Here is a 19,040-nt window from a genome sequence, read left to right on the forward strand (position 1 = left end):
CTCTTTTTTAATTAAAATCCAAATTTAACATTCACTCCATAATCTCTCGTTGATGGAATGTTGAAAGATTCTATACCTTGTAAGTTACCTGTACCCGCTCCTGCTTCTGGATCAAAGTACTTAGCTTTGTTTAAGAAGAAGAACAAGTTTCTACCTACTAATGAGAAATCGATGCTTGTAAATCCTGAGTTACCTAATAAACGTTTTGGCATTGAATAACCAAAAACAAGCTCTCTTAATCTGATGTTTGTAGCATCATAAACGAATGGCTCTGCAATTGGAGTTCTTTGACCGATTGCTGTCCAGTATTGTTCAGCATTGATGCTTGTTGTGTTTGGAGTATAAGTTCCGTTTCCGTTATCTATAACACCATCAACAATGATTCCGCCATTTCTTCCTGCCAAAGTAATATCACTTACCCCTAAACCAGCTTGTCTAGCTTGAGTGTATGAAATAACTTCACCACCGATTCTAAAGTCAACTAAGAAGCTTAAAGAGAAATCTTTGTATTTGAAGTTATTTTTGAAACCTGCAGTCCAATCTGGGTTAAAGTTACCAGCGCGAACATCAAAACCATTTGTTGCTAATGGAATACCAGCGCTGTTTACTAAAATTTCTCCAGCTTCATTTCTTTGGAAACCTTTGATGTATAAATCACCATATTCTCCACCTTTAACTACTTTACTTCTTACTAAACGTCCTTCACCGATTACTAATTCATCACGTCCTTCAAAGATAGATTTTACTTTTGACTTATAAGAAGCGTAGTTTGCTGTAATATCCCAAGAGAAGTTTTGTGTTTGAATTGGCGTTGCACTAAGCGTGAACTCAAAACCTTTATTTTCAATATCTCCACCGTTTACGATTGCTCTAGAATATCCAGAAGGCTCAGGAGTGTTGATGTAGAAAATTTGGTTGTTTGTTAACGTTTTAAAGTATGTGAAATCTAAACCTAAACGGTTGTTGAAAAATCTAATATCAGCACCAAACTCATTAGAAGAAGAAATCTCCGGTTTCAAGTTTGGATTTGCTTTTGTGTTTTGTCCGTATAACATACCACCATTACCACCAATGTAAGAGAATCTTTGTTGTGTTTGATAAGGATCTGTATCGTTACCCACTTGAGCATAAGAAGCTCTTAATTTTGCAAAACTAATTACTTCTGGCAATGTAAACATATCAGAAAGAACAGCAGAAAGTCCGAAAGATGGGTAGAAATAATCTTCTGGTAAAGTAGAAGACCAGTCATTTCTAGCTGTTAAATCTAAGAATAAGTAGTTTCTGAAACCAATTTGACCAAATCCGTAAACAGAGTTAATTCTTTTCTCAGAAGCTGTAGAAGTAGATTGAACTGTTTGCACGTTTGATAATGCGAAGAAGTTTCTTTTACTTAATACACCACCTGAATTTAAAGCTGAACTATTTTGTTGCAATGAACTCGCACCAGCATTAAGACCGATAGAGAAATCTCCGAATTTTTCATTGTAAGAAAGTAAAGCATCAATGTTTAATTCGCTTACTGTTTCATAAGATTCGCTGTATGAACCCATATTGCTGTTGAAAGCTGCAGTTGCATATCTGTTTCTTACGTTTTTGTTTGTCATTTGGTCTAAACCAGCTCTACCTTGTAAACTTAAAGTTTTTGTAAACTCATATTTAAGAGAAGCTAAACCAATAAATCTATTTCTTTTATCTGTACGAGCGTCATCTCTCAAAGCGGACCAGAATGGGTTTCCACCTGGAGCTCCAGTTTCATCAAGGAAATAGTTTACTTGTCTTTGTCCTGCAGCATCGATATATTCGAAATCTTTATAGTCGTTGTAAGCGATACTACGAGGTAATAAATAAGCAGATGTTCCAATAGACTCTTCACCAGTTCTCAATAAGTTATCGATATCTTGAACGATGTAGTTTGTTTTTGCATCTAAAGTTAATTTGTCTGTAATTTTACTAGTCAATCTTAAGTTAAGATTGTGTCTGTCCAATTGGTTTCCTCCAACAATACCTTCAGCACGTGTGTTAGTATAAGAGAAATATCCTTGCGCTTTTTCGTTACCAGCTGTAACAGTCAAAGTGTTTGCTAAGTTATATCCTGTTTTGTAGAAATCAATAACGTTGTTTTTCTGTGGAGAATAGCTTTGTGTAGCTGGTCCCGCATAATTTGGATTACGAACCAACTGCCAAGCAGATACCTGACGTCCGTCTAAAGGTGCACCCCAGCTTGAGCTTGAGTTAGAAACATAATTTCCATTTGTACCTTGTCCGTACTCGTTTTGTAAATTCATCAAGTTATAAGCAGAAGAAGCCATAAAGTTAGATGATAACGAAACTGAAGTTTTTCCAGATTTTCCAGATTTAGTTGTAATTACGATTACACCATTTGATGCTCTAAATCCGTAAAGAGCTGCTGCAGATGGCCCTTTCAAAACAGTCATCGAAGCAATATCTTCTGGGTTAATGTTAGAGATACCATCAGGCTGAGTAGTTCCTCCTGTATCAATATCAGGGTTTGTATTAGTTGTTCCGTTAGAAATTGGCACACCATCTACTACATAAAGAGGCTGATTGTTTCCGTTAAGAGATCTGTTACCTCTTAAAGTAATTCTAGAAGAAGAACCTACACCATTTGAAGTTGTAGAGAAGTTAAGACCTGCAACTTTACCAGAAAGTGAGTTGGCAACGTTTAATGATCTAGCTTCAGAAAGTTCGTCTACAGAAACGTTTTGTGCAGAATAAGTAATTGCTTTTTTCTCTCTTTTAATACCAAGAGCTGTAACGACTACCTCTCCTAATTGCTGCGTATCTGGACCTAATGATACGTTAATTGTAGTTTGTGATCCAACAGCAACTTCTTTTGTAGAAGATCCTACATAAGTAAAAACTAAAACTGCTGATTGATTTGGAACGCTAATGCTGTATTTACCATCAAAATCTGTTGAAGCACTTGTTTTAGTTCCTTTAACAATAATATTTGCTCCAGGAATTGGAATTCCGCTTTGAGCATCTGTTATCGTTCCTTTTACTGTTGTCTGCGCTTGTAGGCCTTGGAACCCAAAAAGGCATATGACAAACAGTAATTTTAGTACGCTTTTAATCATATTAGTTGTTTTTTTAGAGTTAATAACATGTTAAATTTAAGAATACATTCTGTTAACAATATATAATTTCGACAAATGACATTTTTTCGCAGGTGTTGGTGAATGTTTGGTTCAAAATTGAAAGAAAACGTTTTCATTTGTAATCCTACTCTGCCTTATAAAAAAGGCCAAAATCTATTAATCTAATAGATTTTGACCTTTTTTAGTTGTATTCATTTTTTTAACTAAAAATCGTTTAAAATTATTCGGTATTTAACACTTTTTAGTTCGAAACCTTGAATTTGGTTTTTAGAAGATCCGATGAGTTTCCGCCAACCATTACTTCGAAGTCTCCAGGCTCTACAACAAACTGTAACTGCCTGTTATACAGACCCAACTCATCTTTAGTAAGTGTAAATTCTACATTTTTAGTTTCTCCTTTTTTAACATTTAATCTCTTAAAACCTCTTAAAGTTTTCTCTGGAGTTGTCACAGAACTATAAACATCATTTACATATAATTGAACAACTTCATCTCCATCCAAATTTCCAACGTTTTTCACATCAACTGAAACTTTTAATTCTCCGTTTGGTTTAATTTCGTTCGAACTGATCTTCAAATTCGAATATTCAAACTTCGTGTAACTTAATCCGTAACCAAACGAATATAAAGGATGTTCGCTTTCTGCTACATATTTATGTATTGCAGATGGTTTTTGATTATAATATATAGGTAACTGCCCTACTGATTTCGGAACCGTGATTGGCAATCTTCCTCCTGGATTGTAATCTCCAAATAAAACATCGGCTACAGCTCTTCCTCCAAACTCACCTGGAAACCATCCTTCCAAAACTGCTGGAATATTTTCAGCAATCCAGTTTGTAGAAAGCGGGCGGCCGTTTAATAACACACAAACCACTGGAGTTCCTGTTTTTTGGATCTCTTCAATCAATTGCTGCTGGATTCCGAATAAGTCTAAAGAAGCAACGTCTCTGTTTTCTTCAACCAATTCGTTAGATTCTCCTAAAACTACAATCGCAACATCTGCTTTCTTAGCGGCTTCAATTGCCGGCTGTAAGTTTACTTTTTCTAAATTCCAACGGAAATGAGCTCTGGCTCCCCAGCCTCCTTCCCACATTTCAATGCGGACCTTGTATTTTTTACCTTTTTCGATATTTTTTGGAACTGTAACCATGCTTGTCGCTCCTTTTGTCCAGTTGTCGATTACCAATTGGTCATCGATATACATTCTAATTCCGTCATCAGAACTTAAACCTAACCAACCGTCCAATGCTTGATCCGATTTTAAAAATCCTGTCCATCTGATAGAAAAATCATCTACATTCACACCATCACCAGGTGCCCAAGGCCAGTCAAACTCTAATTGGCTATCAATACGAGTTAAAGCTGGTGTTCCTTCCAGATTTCTGTTATTGAAATATTCTCCTTTTAATCCGTTTTGAGATTCGTCGGGAGTAAATAAATATTTAGATGGAATAATTTGTCCTTTTACAATTAATGGAACACCTTCTTCATAAACAACATTAGCCGTTTTTCCCATTACTTGCTGAACACCTTCAAAAACAGTTACTCCAACACTATTTTTAGGAGAATAACCTCCAAGTCTCGAAGCATTTGCATTTGGTCCGATAACTGCAATGTTTTTAAGATTTTTACTTAACGGTAAAATATTGTTTTCGTTTTTCAATAAAACCATTGACTTGTGAGCCGCTTCTAAAGCAACAGCTTGGTTTTCTTTAGTATGAAAACGCTCTTTAATCAAGTTTTTGTCTGTATATGGATTTTCAAATAATCCTAATAAGAATTTCAAACGCAAAACGCCTCCCGCCGCACGGTCGATATTTTCAGTTGTCAGTTTCTTTTCATTTACCAATTCGATAATGGTGTTTTGCCAAAATTCATTGCTAAAATCATAAAACTGCATATCAACGCCAGAAGAAACCGCTTCTCTAATAGCGTCTTTTGGAGAATCGGCCACTTTATGCGTAGTTTGAATGTATTTAATAGCTCCTAAATCTGAAACTACAATTCCTTTAAAACCCCATTCTTTTCTTAAAACATCTGTCAATAACCAGTGATTGGCAGCACAAGGAATTCCGTCCAATTCAGAATATGCACACATTGTTCCTAAAGCACCGCCTTTTGTAAATGCTTTTTGGAAAGATGGCAAATGATCTTCTCTTGCTGAACGCTCTCCCACCAAAATTGGCGAAGAATTTCCTCCCGCTTGCGGAATACCATGAACGGCAAAGTGTTTAGGTTCTGCAATAATAGAACGATCTGACTTTAAATCGTCTCCTTGCAATCCTTTAATGAAAGCCAAACCAATTTCGCTGTTCAAGAAAGCATCTTCACCAAAAGTTTCAGCAACACGTCCCCAGCGTGGTTCGCGCCCTAAATCTAAGTTTGGTCCAAAACCAAAATGAACTCCATGTGCTCTGGCTTCCATACCAATTACTTTACCCACTTTGTCCATCACAGCAACATCCCAAGTTGCTCCAAGTCCTATGTTCATTGGGAAAGCGGTACTTCCTTCGTCTAAATAACCGTGAAGCATTTCACACATAATCAACGCTGGAATTCCCCAACGGTTTCCTTTGATTACATTGGTTTGAAGATCATTAATCATTTTCGCTGAACGCGGATAAAGATCATGAATCGCTCCAATTCCTAATTTCCCGATTTTTTCTGCCGATTTAGCTTTAGCAAAATCTTCTTTATCTTTAAAAAAATCTCCTCTATACATATCCATCTGACGCACTTTTTCTTCAAGTGTCATACGGCTTAGCAAATCTTGTACTCTCTCTTCTACTGGTAATTTGGCATCCTGATACGGATACTTTTTCTGGGCGTTGGTCTGGTTAAAAAAACCAACAGCCATTACAAAAATAATGGCCGTTTTCCTCATTCTTAATTGTAACATAGTTGTTGTGTGTGTGTGTTTAGTTTTGAATCACTTTAAGCTTTGTTCCATTCACAAAATCATCATGTGAAATAAAGAAGCTGTTACGTGTTTTTCCGTTTATCTCAATCGAATTGATTTTCCCGCCATTATTTTCTTGTCTTTCAATTACGATGCTTTCTTTTTTATAATAGCTTGGATCTAATTTGATCGTCACTCTATGAAACATTGGTGTTGTAATGGTGTAAATTGGGTCTCCTGGAGATATTGGGTAAATTCCCATCATCGAATACACCAACCAAGCCGACATTGTGCCTGTATCGTCATTTCCTGGTAATCCTTTTGGTTCATTTTTGAAATATTCGCGAACCAATTTCTTTACCATTTCCTGAGTTTTATATTCTTCACCTTTCACATAATTGAATAAATAAGGATTAGCAATATCTGGTTCGTTTGCCATATCAAATTGCTTGATATCAAAGATTTTCTGCAATTGCGCCGAAAAAGCTTGATCACCACCCATTAATTTCTTTAATCCGATAATGTCATGCGGAACCATAAAAGCATACTGCCAAGCATTTCCTTCGATAAAACCAACATTTTCTTCAAAATTAGCTCCAGAAGCAGGATCAAAAGGTTCGTACCATTTTCCGTCAGCCGTTCTTGGACGAAGCAGATTTAAGTTTTTATCGAATAATTTTCTGTAGGATAATGAACGTTCTTTAAAGCGTTTTACATTGTCTTTGTCCCCGAACTCGTTGGCCATAAGCGAAATAGAATAATCTGAAATATTGTATTCCTGAGTTGTAGAAACTGGGCCTTTATTATCAGTTGTTAAATATCCTTTTTTGATATAATCTTTCAATCCAGGACGAAGCGGATTATTTTCAATATTATCTGCCCCTTTCAACATCGCATAATAGGCTTTATTAACGTCATAATCACGAACTCCTCTCATATAAGTATCTGTAATTACAATACTTGCAGGGTCTCCAACCATGGTAAAAGTTTCAGTCGAATTCAGTTCCCATTTGGGTAACCAGCCGTTTTCATCAAACATAGTCAACATACTTTTTACCATATCAGATTGCTGTTTTGGATAAACCAAAGACATCAATGGATGTACATTTCGGTACGTATCCCATAAAGAAAATACGGTATAACGGGTGTCATCGGTTTTAGCAATTTTACTTCTTTTGATTACGGGATATTGTCCGTTAATATCATTTAAAATATTCGGATGAATTAAAGTGTGATACAAAGCTGTGTAGAAAATCGTATTGTCATCTTTGGTACCGCCTTCAACCAAAATTTTAGACAATTCTTCGTTCCATTCGTTGTAGGTTTCTTTGTAAATTGCATCAAAAGATCTGTTACCAACTTCTTTTGCTAAGTTTTCACGGGCATTTTCGATACTTACATACGAAATTCCAATCTTCACTTCAACCGTTTCTTGTTTGTCGAATTTATACGTAAAATAACTTCCAATACTATCACCTACTACGGTTTTAATGGTATTTTCCATTATTCTTGCTTTTCCGTTGTACCCCATCCATTGCGCTTCAACGCCGTCGTATTTTGCAGGTTTTTTCCAAACTCCAAATTTATGGGCAGGTTTAGAAAATTGAGCCACAAAATAAACCGGATAAGCATCTTCTGGACTATTGTAACAAAACGAACCAACATAACGCATTCCTTCAATTTCTGTCGAAGAAACCACTTTTATCATTGCTCCTTCTTCGTTTGTTAATCCTAAACCAAGATTTAATAAAATATTAGATTGCCCTTTCGGGAAAGTGAATCTGCTCACGCCCACTCGTTTTGAAGTGGTAAATTCTCCTTTAACTTTATATTTGTCGATGTTTACACTATAATACGCTGCTTTGGCAACTTCATTAGAATACGTTGAACCGTATTTTAAATGATCGATTTCTACATTTCCAGTTGTTGGCATCAATAAAATAACACCCAAATCTGGACAGCCAACTCCGCTTAAATTCACTTGACTAAATCCTGTCAAAAAAGTATTCTCATTCACATACGGATTCGAAAGCCATTGACTATCTTTTTCCATCGGTGTATTTTTAACTCCAGCCACATTAAACGGGCTAATACTTGCCATTCCGCGCGGTGCAATTGGCCCGGAAAAGCAGCACCATAATTGGAAGTCCCAATAAACGGATTCACGAAATCGGCAGGTTCCTGCGCAAAAATCGTAATGCTAAAAAACAGCATGTATAAAATACATGCTGTTTCAAATTTATTTTTAATATTTAAAACCATAGGCTTCGCTCTTATCTGTTGATCGCTTCAATTTTTAAAGTCCAAGCTTCTTTTGCAGGAAGATTGTTTCTTAAACTTTCCGGAATAATTACTTTAAATCCGTTTCCTTCTTTGGTTCGATTTTAAAGAAGTTTTAGAACCTAACATTGTAATCTTAGTTCCCTTTTTAGGACTGATCGATTTTACAGTAACTGCAGCAGGAATTTTATCCTCTCCGTCTTTAGCTAAATAAAATGCGAACACATTACCCACTTTATTTTGTGTAAAACAAATGTTTTCTTCTTTATAAGGCTCGATCGGTTTTGTATTGTAAATCGCTGTGCTGTTTACTTTCATCCAATCTCCGTACGCTTGCAATAAATCGTAAGCCCCTTTATCCCATTCTCCTTCTGGACTTGGAGCAATGTTCAATAATAAGTTTCCACCTTTAGCTACAATATCAATTAACATATGAATTCCTTGTCTTCCAGTCATGTATTCAGCACCTGGAGAATAAGACCATCCACCGCCTGCAGGAATACAAGATTCCCAAGGATAAGGCAACGTTTTAGCAGGAACACGTCCTTCTGGAGTTAAGTAGTTTTGGTTTTTACCGTGAACTGCTCTGTCTACTACAATTAAACCTGGTTGTTTTTGACGCGCTTTTACAACCAATTCATCCATTTTTGGATCTTGATCTACCACTCTGTGTTTGATGAAACCGTTTTTAGATTCGTTTTCAGTAAATTTCTCGTCGTAGTTTTCTTTTATGTTTACTTGGTCTCTTTTTCTAACCCATCCTCCATCTAACCATAAGATATCAACTTTACCGTAGTTGGTTAAGATTTCTAAGATTTGGTTGTGCGTGAAATCAACATATTTTTGCCATTTTTCAGGGTATAAAGACGGATCGTAATTTACGTTTCTGTCGAATGGAGGAAAATAAGGATCCCAGTAGTTTTCGTTATGCCAGTCTGGTTTAGAGAAATACGCTCCAGTTGAAATACCTTCGCCTCTAAAAGAGTTGAAAATCTCTTTTAAAACATCAGCTTTAGGGTTAGTATGAAAAGGAACATCTTTACTAGTAATCTTGTAATCAGAATATTTAGTATCATACATATTGAATCCGTCATGGTGTTTTGTAGTGAAAACCATGTATTTCATTCCAGCATATTTAGCCGCTTTAGCCCATTTTGCAGGATCAAATTTTACAGGATTAAACGTTTTTCTTAAACCTTCGTAATCTTTAATATAATCATTATAATTAGACGGATTACTTCCTTTTTTACGTTCACACCATCCGTAATCTTCAGGGCAGATAGACCAAGATTCTACAATTCCCCATTGGCTGTAAGTTCCCCAGTGCATTAGCAAACCAAATTTTTTGCCTTGCCATTCGTCTAAGTTTTTCAAAACCAACGGATCAGTTTCTGGTACGTATCTTTCATCTTCATAAATCGCCTGAGCGAATATCTGAGCTGAAAATAAAAGGGCGATTATGAATATTCCTTTTTTCATCTTTAATCTAATTTATAATTTATTATTCTTTGTTTTTCTGGTTTAATAGGTAATCTTAATTTAATTTATCCAGTATCGGTTGATCTGTAAAAGTTAATTCTTTTTGGGTGTTTTCATTAAGTTGTTCCAATACAACAAACTTATTCTCGCCTGCTTTCAACCAGCATCCTGGTACATAAAGCGTTTGCTGTGGTCGTACTTTCCAGTAGCGACCAAGATTGTGGCCGTTAACAAATACAATTCCTTTTCCCCAAGCAGACATATCAAGAAAAGTATCAGCTGGTTTATTGATGTTCACAACAGATTCATATAAAACTGGACGTCCTGGCTTTATCGTTTCATTTTTAATAGCTGGCACTTCATTCATTGGCATTTTATACATTTCCCATCCACCACTAATTTCATATTCATTAATGAATACTGGAGAAATAATTCCTTTCGTATTATGCACTATTTCTGCTCCGTAATTAATACGTCCCATATTTTCAACTAGAATTTCTAAAATACCGTTAAAAGGAATAGAAATTGTCAACTCGTAATTTTTGAAAACTCTATTCAATTCACCCACCTTAACTCCGTTTACATAAACTGTAGCAAAGTCTCTCAATCCCTCAATCTTTAATTTGCCAGAAGAAATTGGTTGCGTAAATCTTTTTCGATACAAAACATATCCATTTCCCTGACCTAACTTTTCAAATGTTAAAGGTTGATCATTTACGACTGCTTTTTCTTTTTTGATCCAGCTTAAAACATCCATACTCGATTTCACAGGCTGATTAGGATATTTTGTAACTGGTATTTTCTCTGGAATCGGTGCTAATTTCGTTTTAGAATACTTTTGCATTACTTCACGAATAGCCATAAATTTTGGTGTTGCCCAACCCGCTTCGCTAATAGGAGCATCATAATCATAGCTTGTAATATCCGGCTGAATATCACTTTCTTCATTATAATTTGCTCCAGAGGTAAATCCAAAATTAGTACCACCGTGCACCATATAATAATTAAAAGAAACACCTGCATCAAGGTACTTTTTAGTTTGACTTGCAATCTCTTCAGATCCAATTTTAATAAATGGTTCTGCCCAATGATCCAGCCATCCAGAATAAAACTCTGCTACCATGTAAGGACCTTGTCCTTTATGGTATTTATCAACCTGTTTCTTTAAATTTTCTATATTAGATTCTCCATTTGCAGTTGGAAGCACGCCTTCAACAGCACCGCCTTCAAACAGCCAAGTACCGTCAGAAGTAAAAAAAGGCTCTGGAAACCCCGTTTCTTTAAGCATATTGTAAATTGCAGTTTTGTATGCTTTATGATCCTCAACACTAATATCGGTTCTTTGAGAAACATAAGAGCCAAATTCATTTTCAGCCTGAACCATAATAATAGTTGCTCCTTGGTTAGCAAAAAGTCCTTTTACCTCTGCATACAAATGTTCTAGATACGTTTTGCAAGCTTCTAAAAATGCTTTGTTATTGGTACGAATTACTAAATCTGGATTGTTTTGTAACCACCAAGGATATCCTCCAAATTCCCATTCACCGCAGGCATACGGACCTGGTCTAAGAATCACATACAATCCTTCACTTTTAGCAAGACGTACAAATTCTGCTAAATTTTTATTTCCTGTTTTAAAATCCCATACACCTGGCTCAATTTCGTGATAATTCCAAAACACATAGGTTGCCACGGTATTCAATCCCATAGCTTTAATCATTTGCAGCCTATGTCTCCAATACTCTTTAGGAATACGCTCGTAGTGCATTTCTCCCGAATGTATTTTTATAATTTTCCCATCTTGTTTAAATTCTCCATTAGATATAGAAAATCCTTTGCTTTGTGCCATAGTAAAAAACGGCATCAAGCAAATCAATAATACTCCGAGCTTAAATAATATCTTATTCATTCTTTTTCAGATTATACATTTATAAACTTAACAAGCATTTCACGTTAAGCTATGTGTTAGAAACTAATTTCTTTCTAAACTCTTTTACCAAGTTTCAATAAAAACTATGTTTCTATGTGTTTAAAAATTTTTAATTCACCAAAATTTCATCCACAAACAACCAAGAGCTTTCTCCTTTTGGACTTTTCTTTAAGTTGCCTCCAATTACTTTTACAAAACGTGCATTTTGTTTCTGGAAATTAATTTTAAAATCTTTCAATTCCGGAACTGGATTTACCGCATACGGACGCATTGTTTTCCCCACTTGCGTATATTTAATTCCGTCTGTAGAAATCAACACTTTTACTTGAATTGGAAAATTAACTCCAGCGCCTTGACTTTCTAAAGCTCCAACTGATACTTGCTCAATACTTTCTACTTTTTCAAGATCTATTACCAATTCCATATCATTAACCAGCCAAGCCTGCCATTGTCCGTCATGGAAATTTTTACTTCCGCGAATGGCATTTACCATTGTATTAGCATCTCCTTTATAACTCTGGTTGAAAGGCGTTAAGTATTTCACTTTTTTCGCAAATCCTTTATGGAAAACAATCGTATCCGTAAATGTTTTTCCAACTGGTTTTTCATCTTGAAATAAAGAAGCTTTTAAAACAGTAGTTGCTGCAATTTCAATTGGAGTTGTGTATTTTATAGCATGATGATCGATGCTTTGGTTTCCTAAAACATAGCGGATATCTGGATTTGGGAACTCATTTTTCAATTCCACTTTGATTTGTTTATTGGCCAAATCTGCTGTTGAAGAAGCGGTTACCAAATACGCGCTTTTCGCATAATTCAATCCTTGATAATCGTAACGTTTGAACATTGAAAACAATCTTGATGTAAAATCATTCCAATTGCGTTTCTCTTTCGGACTCCATAAGGTTTCAGACAAAGCTGCTAATCTTGGAAAAATCATATATTCAGAATCTTTTGGTCCCGCAATATGCTCTGCCCATAAATTGGCTTGTCCTCCTAAAACGTGTGCAGCTTCCTGTGGTGTCATTGTTGCAACTACAGGATCAAATTTGTATACTTCGCTTAACGGATTATAAGCATCAAAAGCTAATGGTTCTTCGTTTTGATGAACTTGGTAAAAGTTGAAATAACAAGGCGTTTCTGGTGTCATAATTACGTCATGACCTTGATCTGCTGCTTCAATTCCGCCTTTCATTCCTCTCCAGCTCATTACTGTCGCATCTGGAGCTAAACCGCCTTCTAAAATTTCATCCCAGCCAATTACTTTTTTACCTTTAGAATTGATGTATTTTTCCATACGTTTTACAAAGTAGCTTTGTAATTCGTCAACACTTTTCAAACGCTCGTCTTTGATTCTTTTTTGGCAGTGCGGACATTTTGCCCAATTGGTTTTAGTTGCTTCGTCTCCACCAATATGAATGTATTTTGAAGGGAAAATAGTAATTACTTCATCGATTACATTTTGCAAAAATTCGAACGTAGTTTCTTTTCCAGCACAATAAATATCCGTCAAAGGCCAAACTCCGCCTGACGGAACGCCAATTCTCTGATTGAAACAAGCCAATTCTGGATAAGCTGCAATGGCGCTGCTTACGTGAGCCGGCATTTCGATTTCTGGAATTACTTCAACTCCTTTTGTCGCAGCATATTTTACGATTTCTTTTAATTCCTCTTGCGTAAAAAATCCGCCGTAAGTTCCTTTTTCATCAGGATTTGTCGTTAATCTGGCATTCCAAGAAACATTTTCCTGATCGACTCTCCAAGCACCAACCTCTGTTAGTTTTGGATATTTTTTAATTTCAATTCTCCAACCCTGATCATCAACCAAGTGCATGTGCAGAACATTCATTTTATGGGCTGCCAAACGATCGATTGTGGCTAAAACATAATTTTTATCGAAGAAATGACGTGATAAATCCAGCATTAAACCTCTCCATTTAAAACGAGGCTCATCATTAATGGTCAAGCTTGGAATCTGCCATTTTGCAGAAGTAATCGCAAATTTGCTTTCGATGGCTTCAGGAAGCAATTGTCTAACACTTTCTAAAGCATATAAGAATCCATTATTCCCTTTTGCAGTAATAACAATGTTAGTCGGATTTACATCCAAAACGTAAGCTTCGTTTTTTAAGTTCGGATCTGTTTTTAATAAAACATAATTACTCGCAGGAGCTTTTGTCGTAACTTCTGGTTTCCATCCTGCAGCGGTCTCAAATTTTGATGCCAAAGCATTTGCAGCGTCTTTTTGGAAATCACCGTTTATTACAAACTTTGTATCTTTTGTAAATTCAAAAACTCCTGTTTTAATAAAAGTCTGAGTCGGTTTTGGAATGATATGAATATCATTTTCCGTATAAACTTTCTGCGCATGAGCCGAGAAAATTGAAGTGATTAGGGTTAATAGGAATAGTAATTTTTTCATTCTTTGTTTTTTGGTTTCTTTAAAAGTTACTTATAAAGCTACTTTTAGAGATATAGTTTTTTAGTTTTTGTTTGTCATTTCGACTGAAAGGAGACCCGAGCGATAGCGAATCGGCGAAGCAAATCACACTAGAGACTCCTCACAGAAACTCACCAATCTTTGTCGAGCTTGTTGCGGAGATTCCTCGTTCCTCGGAATGACAATATTGCGTGTACATCTTTGGCGAATTACTTGTGTGATCCTTCGTTCCTCAGGATGACAAAACTGTGTCATTAAACTTTGTCAAAGTTTGAAACTTTGACAAAGTTTAAAACGTGATAATTACTTATCCCAAGACATTTTAAATTTCGCATCTTCCATTCTGTGGCCTTTTGCGTCATCAGAAACAGCGTAATTAAATCCTGATCTTAAGCTGTAACCTGCGTATTCTCCGTTTTTATTCAAAGCAATAAAACCAACTTGCAGGTATTCCATGTCTTTGTGGTTTTTATGTTTGTTGTAAATACGTTCTGTGATTTCTTTACAAGCATCGTAAGGCGATTTACCCTGACGCATTAATTCGACAACCATGGCGCTTCCGGCAGTTCTAATAACCGCTTCACCCAAACCAGTAGCCGCTGCAGCTCCCACTTCGTTATCCAAGAAAAGACCCGCGCCGATTATTGGGGAGTCACCGACGCGTCCGTGCATCTTCCAAGCAGCACCACTTGTGGTACATCCGCCAGAAAGATTGCCATCTTGGTCTAACATTAGCATACTTATGGTATCGTGATTTTCTATATTAATAACTGGCTTGTATTTTGAATCTTCCAGCCATTTTTTCCAATCTTTTTCAGATTCTGGAGTCAATAAATTTTCTTCTTTAAAACCTTCAGACAAGGCAAATTGCAATGCTCCTTGCCCTGCTAACATTACGTGTGGCGTGTTTTGTAATACCCTTTTCGCAACAGAAATGGGGTGTTTAATTCCTTGAAGAAAACAAACAGATCCGCAATTGCTATTATGATCCATAATACACGCATCAAGAGTCACTTTCCCCTCGCGATCCGGATATCCTCCGTAACCCACACTGCGGACATTCGGATCTGCTTCAGGTATTTTCATTCCAGCTTCGATAGCATCTAAAGCTGATTTTCCTTCTTTTAAATTTTTCCAAGATTCTTTATTTGCAGGCAAACCATGATTCCATGTCGAGATGATGATCGGTTTGGTCTGTTTTTTTTCTTTTGATTCAGCTTCTGGTTCATTTTCGTGATTTGCAGCAAATCCGCTTACGCCCAAAACAGAACTAATGGCTAAGGTGCCTAAAGTTGTTTTCTTAATAAAATCTCTTCTATTTGACATGTCTTTTTGGTTTTAATTCAACTTTCAGAAACTAATTGTTCTTGATGTTGCTAAATTAATCAGTAATAATTTTTAATCCCAGAAAAATCGACTACAACGACGCTTTTACTGACTTAATTGTTTTTAAATTACTTTCTGATAAAGCATTTCCGTCAAAAAATGAAACTCCTGTTGCGCCATTTTTCTTAGCTTCTAAAATTGCTTCTTTCAATTCTGCATCCGATTTTAAACCTGGAATATAAATTCCTGTATTTACTTTCGTTGGCTTTCCTTCTAAATCGGCTACACCTTGTTTGGTTGCATAACCTACCCAGTCAATTTCTTCATCATAAAAACTATGATAAATCATTGGATATACTTCATCAATATTCCATTTATCCCAACGCTGGCGTACCATATGATCTGCCATTTCTGGATAAGGAAATACTGCTGCCGTTAATTTTTTATTGTGTTTATGAGCAATTTTATACGCATCGTCAACCACTGCTTTTACTGCATTTAATCTAAAGTTTTTCCACTCCATATCAATTGACGTATTGTGGCTCTTTTTTGGGTTTTTATGATGTTCTTTTTCGAATTTGCTTACGCAAGCATCACAATAACAGAAATCAAATTGTGGTAATTCTACATCTTGCACCAAGTTATATTTTGGCAATAAACTGATTGGCAAGAAAATATCCGGGAAACGAATGTAGTCTAAATGTACACTTTCGATTCCTTCAACTTTAGCTAAACCTTCAACCAAACCTAAAACGTGATTTCTAGACTCTTCTTTAGTTGGGCAAAGCCATTGGTAATAGTCTACATACGGACGATTATCAAAGCAAGATTTTCCCTCTTTGCTTACTTGATACCAATCTGGGTGCTGTAAAGCAATTGAATCGTTTGGACGGTTCATTGCCATAATCCAAGCGTGCACTTTTAGTCCTTCTTTTTTTGCAAGCGGAACTAATCTTGCTAATAGTTTTGGATCGGTTTGCGTGTTGATTAAAACTTCATCGATTCCGCCGTCTTTGTATTTTTTAAATTCTTTCGAATAATCTGCATCCGATTTTTTAGCGTCAGCAGTGGTCCAAACACCAAAAGTGAATTTACCGTTTTCCTGATCTTTGGTTTCTTTTTGTCCGCAAGAGAATAAACTCAGCGAAAGCGCTAATACTAAAACTTTTGATAGTTTCTGCAACTTACTCGTTCGTAATAATTTTACCATCTTCTTTAATTATTAAGGTTTTGTTTGAAAAAGGACTTTTTACCAAGATATTAAATCCTGATGAATGATTTTCTAAAATTGGCTTTAAAGTCTTTCCGTCAACCACTATATTTTTTTTACTGATACTTTGCAGTGATTTTGCCCAAGATTTATTCTTTTCGAAATATCTTTTTTGAGCGCGATACAACGTATATAGTTCCCATTTTACTTTTTCTTCCTGTGGAATCGTAAAAGTATCCTGTCCTCCTATTTCTTTTGAAGAGAAGTATACATAAGCCCATTTTTCGGGCTCATGCATATTTATCACTCCCATAGGCGACCAAACCCAATTGTATTCTGGGAGAAACTTTCCTTCTGAATCTTTTTTGCGTTCGTATTTTCCGTCGATAACTGAATGCTGCCAATTCACCCTAGAAAAATTGACTTTCCAAAATTTATCTTTCGGAACAATATCGTCGAAATAAGATGTTTTATAAACCGACCACGGAATGGCAATTTCTAATGTCCAGCCTTTATCAATATCTGAAGCATTATTTAAAGTTCCGTCAATCTTTACAGCCGATTTTAAACCTGTAATATTCCAATCGTTTAAAACTGTATTTTTTTCTCTGTAAGGTTTATTAATAAATAAATCCCAAGCCGTGTTTAACGCATTTATTTCTAATTCATAATAATTGTGAGTATCATTATCTGGATCAATAAAAACCTCAAAATCATTATTATAAAAAATAATCGTATCGCGTTGTCTTAGATTTGCCCAAACGTGAGGCTCTTCCATTTTTGCCAGGATATAGTAGTAATTATCGTCCCAAAGCATTTTGACCTGAGTATTGTATTTTGGTTTTTCAACGCCTTCTATGTCGACAAAAGGTGCTGTCCAAGCTGCTTTTTCCCAGTCTTTATCTGCCCCGTCTCCGTCAATAACAATTTCTTTTGAAGTCTTATACGCAATATAACTTTTGGGTGTAACCTCTTTTTCAGACTGCGAATAACCCATCAATCCAACAAAAAAAACGGCAAGGGACAATAATTTACTTCTACTATGCATCTTTATATTATAAACTATTATCTTTTGTAAACTGAATTACTTCACTTAATTTTCCGAAAGCGATTGCAACATGTGTATCTGCCGCACCGTAATAAACTGCTAATTTATCTTCTTCTACATCGTGTAAAGCAGCGCAAGGGAATACTACATTCGGAACGTCTCCAACCATTTCATAAGTCTCTGCTGGCCCTAATAAATAAGGTTGTGTTCTGTATTTTACTTGGTCTGGCGAATCAACATCTAAAAGTGCTGAACCCATTGCATAACGGAAACCGTTGCAAGTATTGATAACTCCGTGGTAAATCATTAACCATCCTTCTTCTGTAAAGATTGGAATTGGCCCTGCACCTACTTTTGTACATTGCCAAGCGCTTTTTTCAAACTGACTCGGTTTCATAACCAATCTGTGTTCTCCCCAATATTTCATATCTGGGCTGTAGCTGATCCAGATATCTCCGAATGGCGTGTGTCCGTTATCACTTGGACGGCTTAACATCGCGTATTTTCCGTTGATTTTTTGTGGGAATAAAACTCCGTTTCTGTTGAATGGTAAAAAGGCATTTTCGCATTGGAAAAATTCTTTAAAATCGAAAGTATAACCAATACCAATTGTTGGTCCGTTGTAACCGTTACACCAAGTAATCCAGTAACGATCTTCGATCCAAACCACTCGAGGATCGTATTTATAAGCAGATTCGATCATTTCTGTATTTCCAGATTTCATCTCAATTGGTTCGTGGTTGATGTCCCAATTGATACCATCTTTACTGAAACCAGCAAAAATATTCATCTGAACTGCTTTATTATCACATCTGAAAACCCCAGCATATCCGTCTCCAAAAGGTACAACTGCACTATTGAATATACTGTTTGATGAAGGAATCGAATATCTGTCGATAATTGGATTCTCAGAATATCTCCACATTACATCTTTACTGTTTTCGGGTCTGTCTTGCCAAGGAATAGTACTCATTTTTTGTTTTTTTTATTTATTAGTTTTTTATTCTTTTATTCTAAAGCTTCGTTTTGTCATTTCGAGGAACGAGAAATCACACTAGAAACTCCGCAATCTATATTACCAATCTTTGTCGATTTCGAGTGTGATTTCTCGTTCCTCGAAATGACAAACTGCGTGGTTAAAAAACTTTGTCAAAGCTTGAAACTTTGACAAAGTTGACTTCAACGTTATCATTCAGCTATGTGTGAGAAACTAGTTTCTTTCTACACTCTTTTTAAAAGTCAAAAAAATCTATGTTTCTATGTGTTTAAATTTTTATCGAATCAAAATATTTTCCTCTAAAATCTT

Annotated in this window: 9 protein-coding genes and 1 pseudogene; all 10 read right to left on the reverse strand. The window is 35.9% G+C overall.

The annotated features are described in order from the left end of the window. Nucleotides 1-11 precede the first annotated feature (11 nt). The gene (locus ACPWTF_RS01765) at nucleotides 12-3,098 is read right to left on the reverse strand and encodes a SusC/RagA family TonB-linked outer membrane protein (protein WP_427874138.1); all 3,087 of its coding nucleotides are present in this window, start codon (nucleotides 3,096-3,098) and stop codon (nucleotides 12-14) included. A 262-nt stretch (nucleotides 3,099-3,360) separates the two neighbouring features. Next, on the reverse strand, nucleotides 3,361-6,021 hold the full coding sequence (locus ACPWTF_RS01770) for a glycoside hydrolase family 3 N-terminal domain-containing protein (RefSeq protein WP_427874139.1): 2,661 nt from the start codon (nucleotides 6,019-6,021) through the stop codon (nucleotides 3,361-3,363). Between the two features lie 19 nt (nucleotides 6,022-6,040). Continuing rightward, a pseudogene (locus tag ACPWTF_RS01775) lies at nucleotides 6,041-8,283 on the reverse strand (GH92 family glycosyl hydrolase). 93 nt (nucleotides 8,284-8,376) lie between these two features. After that, entirely contained in the window at nucleotides 8,377-9,780 is a 1,404-nt protein-coding gene (locus ACPWTF_RS01780) for an alpha-L-fucosidase (RefSeq protein ID WP_427874140.1), read from the reverse strand. 55 nt (nucleotides 9,781-9,835) lie between these two features. Next, on the reverse strand, nucleotides 9,836-11,689 hold the full coding sequence (locus ACPWTF_RS01785; protein ID WP_427874141.1) for a beta-galactosidase: 1,854 nt from the start codon (nucleotides 11,687-11,689) through the stop codon (nucleotides 9,836-9,838). 130 nt (nucleotides 11,690-11,819) lie between these two features. Then, the gene (locus tag ACPWTF_RS01790; protein WP_427874142.1) at nucleotides 11,820-14,132 is read right to left on the reverse strand and encodes a beta-N-acetylhexosaminidase; all 2,313 of its coding nucleotides are present in this window, start codon (nucleotides 14,130-14,132) and stop codon (nucleotides 11,820-11,822) included. A gap of 321 nt (nucleotides 14,133-14,453) precedes the next feature. After that, nucleotides 14,454-15,476 carry an isoaspartyl peptidase/L-asparaginase family protein gene (locus ACPWTF_RS01795; protein ID WP_250836314.1) on the reverse strand — a complete coding sequence of 341 codons (1,023 nt, stop codon included), beginning with the start codon at nucleotides 15,474-15,476 and terminating at the stop codon, nucleotides 14,454-14,456. A gap of 91 nt (nucleotides 15,477-15,567) precedes the next feature. Then, entirely contained in the window at nucleotides 15,568-16,686 is a 1,119-nt protein-coding gene (locus ACPWTF_RS01800) for a putative glycoside hydrolase (RefSeq protein ID WP_427874143.1), read from the reverse strand. Then, entirely contained in the window at nucleotides 16,661-17,734 is a 1,074-nt protein-coding gene (locus ACPWTF_RS01805; RefSeq protein ID WP_427874144.1) for a carbohydrate-binding family 9-like protein, read from the reverse strand. The genes ACPWTF_RS01800 and ACPWTF_RS01805 overlap by 26 nt, the downstream gene beginning before the upstream one ends. Before the next feature lie 7 nt (nucleotides 17,735-17,741). Beyond that, the gene (locus ACPWTF_RS01810) at nucleotides 17,742-18,707 is read right to left on the reverse strand and encodes a glycoside hydrolase family 130 protein (protein ID WP_427874145.1); all 966 of its coding nucleotides are present in this window, start codon (nucleotides 18,705-18,707) and stop codon (nucleotides 17,742-17,744) included. Nucleotides 18,708-19,040 lie beyond the last annotated feature (333 nt).

The sequence above is a fragment of the Flavobacterium sp. MMS24-S5 genome, assembly GCF_050320125.1.
GTDB classification, from domain to species: domain Bacteria; phylum Bacteroidota; class Bacteroidia; order Flavobacteriales; family Flavobacteriaceae; genus Flavobacterium; species Flavobacterium tyrosinilyticum.